Source organism: Streptomyces sp. YS-3 (assembly GCF_045257485.1).
Classification (GTDB): domain Bacteria; phylum Actinomycetota; class Actinomycetes; order Streptomycetales; family Streptomycetaceae; genus Streptomyces.
In genome coordinates this window covers 1-3198 of the sequence record NZ_JBJHPC010000713.1, presented here as the reverse complement: position 1 = coordinate 3198, position 3198 = coordinate 1, and the positions used below count along the sequence as shown (strand labels likewise).

Below are 3198 nucleotides of genomic sequence, written 5' to 3'. Positions count from 1 at the left end.
GTGGTGGGCATTCCGCCGAAGGGGGCGCGCAGGATGGGATGCTGGCGCAGCGTCTATACGGAAGCCCCCCGGCCCCGCGCGGACAGGCCGTCGTGGGCCGTGAACCCGTACGGGCCCAGCGCGGACGCGAAGCCCTGCCGCCGCGCGCCCCCGCCGTTTCGGCAACACTTGCCGTTCCGGCAACCGGCGAAGGGACCACGGTGACACCTCCCGAAGAACACAGCGAGCGAGCCCCGGCGGCCCCTTTCGAGGCGGCCACCGGCGACGGACCGGCACCGGCCGCCCCGCCCGCCCAGCGGGAGGCCGCGGTGCGCGTCGCCTTCGAGGGGTTGCGACAGATCCGGCGCCTGATGAACTCCGGGCACCCCGACCCGCTCGCCCTGCCCGCGCCCTGGGAGCGGCAGCAGTTGGTGCGCGCTGTCTCCCTGGCACTGGAGGCCGCCGGAATCCCCCCGTCAGCCGTGGACGCGACCGGGCGCCGGACCAGGACGGGCTACCGTCTCTGCCCGGCGGACCAGCCCGGGGCCGTCCGCGTGGAGTGGCTGGGCCCGCCCGGGAGCGGCGCCGCCCAGGAGGAGGCAGAGGCGCTCCGCCGGTGCGCGGACACGCTGCGGCCTCTGGGCTGGGAAGCGCTGGAGTACCGAGGAGCACGCCGCCACCGCTACCTGGAGGTCGAGGCGGCAATCTGACACCGTTATCTGGAGGTGGAGGCGGCAATCTGACCACCGCCGACGGGCACCAACTCCCTCCCCCCCTTCGCTCCATCGCACCGAGACGCCTCTCTCCGCCGCGCACTCTGAACACCCTCACCACCTGATCCGCCGATCCGCCGATCCACACCCCCACAACACCCTAAATTTGAATATCCAACCCACTCCGCTACAGTGAGTCCAGATTTCCAACTCACCCCACTTGGGGTCAACCTCCTTCCACGACCCCGGAAAGAAGACGCGCATGCGGAACACCACGGCACTCGTGACCGGCGCCAACCGAGGGCTCGGGCGCGCCTTTGCCCTCGCCCTGCTGGAACGGGGCGCGAAGACCGTTTACGCGGCGGCGCGCGATCCGCGCACGGTGACCGACCCGGGACTCACCCCGGTCGCGCTCGACATCACCGACCCCGCCCAGGTCGCCGCAGCCGCCGAGCTCTGCTCCGACACCTCCCTTCTCCTGAACAACGCGGGGATTCTGCGCGGCAGTTCCCTGATCGGCGCGGACTCACTCGAAGGGGCGAGGGAGGAGCTGGAGACCAACCTCTTCGGCACCCTGGCGATGTGCCGCGCCTTCGCGCCCGTCCTCGCGGCGAACGGTGGCGGCGCCGTGGTCAACATGCTCTCCGTGCTGTCCTGGCACACCCTCCCGCAGATCGGCTCGTACGGTGTCTCCAAGGCAGCCGCCCTGTCGATGACCAACGCGATACGCGAAGAGCTGCGCCCGCAGGGCACATTGACCGTCGCCGTCCACGCGGCCTTCATCGACACCGATATGGCGGCCGGCGTCGACCAGCCCAAGACGAGCCCTGTCGACGTCGCCCACCAGGTACTCGACGCGGTGGAGGCGGGCCGCGAGGAAGTACTCGCCGACGAGCTCACCCGCCAGGTCAAGGCCGCCCTGTCGGGCACCTCGGAGGTGTCCCGTGCCACGCGCTGAACTCCGCGCCAAGGGCAGCCCCATGGCGGTCCTCGTGGCCGCCTGTCTCGGCCTGTTCACCGTCTTCCTCCAGACCACCCAGACCATCGGCACCCTGAGTGCCGTCCAGGACGACCTAGGCATCGCCCCGGCCGACCTGGTCTGGGTGCCCAGCATGTACACCCTGGTCGTCGCCTCCTTCGTCCTCGGCGCCGGTTCCCTCTCGGACCGGTGGGGCCGCCGCGCGATCTTCCTCGCGGGTGCCGTGGCGATGGGTGCCGGAGGACTGGTCCTCGTCCTGGCGTCCACCCTCCCCCTGGTCCTGGTCGGCCAGGCCCTCGCGGGCCTCGGCGGGGCGCTCATCACCCCGAGCTCGCTCGCGCTCGTCAGCCATGCCTTCCCCGATCCGCGCCGCCGCGCCGGAGCCATCTCCGCCTGGGCCGCGGCCTCCGGACTCGGCCTGGCCATCGGCCCGGTCACCGCCGGGCTCGCCCTGCGGTGGTGGACCTGGCACGCCGCCTTCTGGCTGAACCTGGCACTCGGCGCCCTGGCCATCCTCGTGGCGCTGGCCCGGGTCGAGGAGTCACGCGTCCCGGGCGGCCGACCCGACTGGGCCGGCCAGATACTCGGCACAGCCGGACTCGCGCTGCTCATCTACTGGTTGATCGACGGCGGCCACCACGGCTACACCACCGCCCGCTCCCTCTCCTCCCTCGCCGGAGCCCTGCTGCTCCTCGGCGTCTTCGTCGCCGTCGAACTGCGCCGCGATTCCCCCATGATCGACCTGCGCCTGATGCGCGACCCGTCCTACAGCGCCTCTCTGCTGCTCGCCGCCACCGTCCTCTTCGGCTTCGTCGGGGTCTGCCTCCTTCAGGTCCTGTGGCTCCAACAGGTGCGCGGCCTGAGCGCCCTGGAAGTGGGCGTTCAACTCCTGGCGGAGTTCGGCACCTTCATCGCCGCGTCGGTCGTGGCAGGTGTACTCGTCCGCAAGTGGGGTCCCCGGCCGCTGATCATCACGGGACTCCTCCTGGCCGCCTCTGGCGCGGCACTGTTCGCCACCGTCGAGCCCGGTGACACCTTCACGGCGTACGCCGCCGCGCTCGTCGTCTTCGGCCTGGGCTGCGGACTGGCCAACGCGCCCTCCACCGCCCTCGGCGTCAGCCATGTGCCGCGCGGTCGCGAGGGTGAGGCCAGCGGCACGGTCAACGCCGCCCGCCAGGTCGGCGCGGTCCTGGGCACCAGCATTCTGGGCACCCTGATGACCTCCCGCTTCACGGACCGCCTGACCGCGGGTGCCAAGGACCCGGGCGCGGCCTTCACCGACGCGGTGGGCTACGCCGCGTGGACCGGGGCGACCGTACTCGTCGCCGCGACCCTGGTCGGCGTCGCCCTGCTGGCCCTGGCGGGCCGCCGAGCGCGCCTGGTGGCGTACGAGGCAGCGAGCTGACACCTCCTGAGGGCGGGTGCCGGGTCCACCGAGGGCGGGTACGGGGTCCGCCGGTGCCTGGCCAGACCCCCGGCGTTCCCACGTACGCGAACGTCCGGTTGGCAGTAGCCCCCTCCCGGGGG

General features: G+C 72.2%; 3 protein-coding genes. All 3 read left to right on the top strand.

The window, feature by feature from the left end:
• Nucleotides 1-200: 200 nt before the first annotated feature.
• The 3 genes from ACJA3G_RS33725 to ACJA3G_RS33715 all read left to right on the top strand — a co-directional run bounded on the left by ACJA3G_RS33725 (nt 201) and on the right by ACJA3G_RS33715 (nt 3076).
• On the top strand, nt 201-689 hold the full coding sequence (locus ACJA3G_RS33725; RefSeq protein WP_406556838.1) for a hypothetical protein: 489 nt from the start codon (nt 201-203) through the stop codon (nt 687-689).
• Between the two features lie 265 nt (nt 690-954).
• Complete coding sequence (locus tag ACJA3G_RS33720) at nt 955-1650, top strand: SDR family oxidoreductase (protein WP_406556837.1); 696 nt, start codon at nt 955-957, stop codon at nt 1648-1650.
• The gene (locus ACJA3G_RS33715) at nt 1637-3076 is read left to right on the top strand and encodes an MFS transporter (protein ID WP_406556836.1); all 1440 of its coding nucleotides are present in this window, start codon (nt 1637-1639) and stop codon (nt 3074-3076) included. Before ACJA3G_RS33720 ends, ACJA3G_RS33715 begins: the two co-directional genes overlap by 14 nt.
• Nucleotides 3077-3198 lie beyond the last annotated feature (122 nt).

Coding starts and splice junctions, on each gene's coding strand:
- ACJA3G_RS33720 (WP_406556837.1), top strand. CDS start 955: ATGCGGAACACCACGGCACTCGTGACCGGCGCCAACCGAGGGCTCGGG.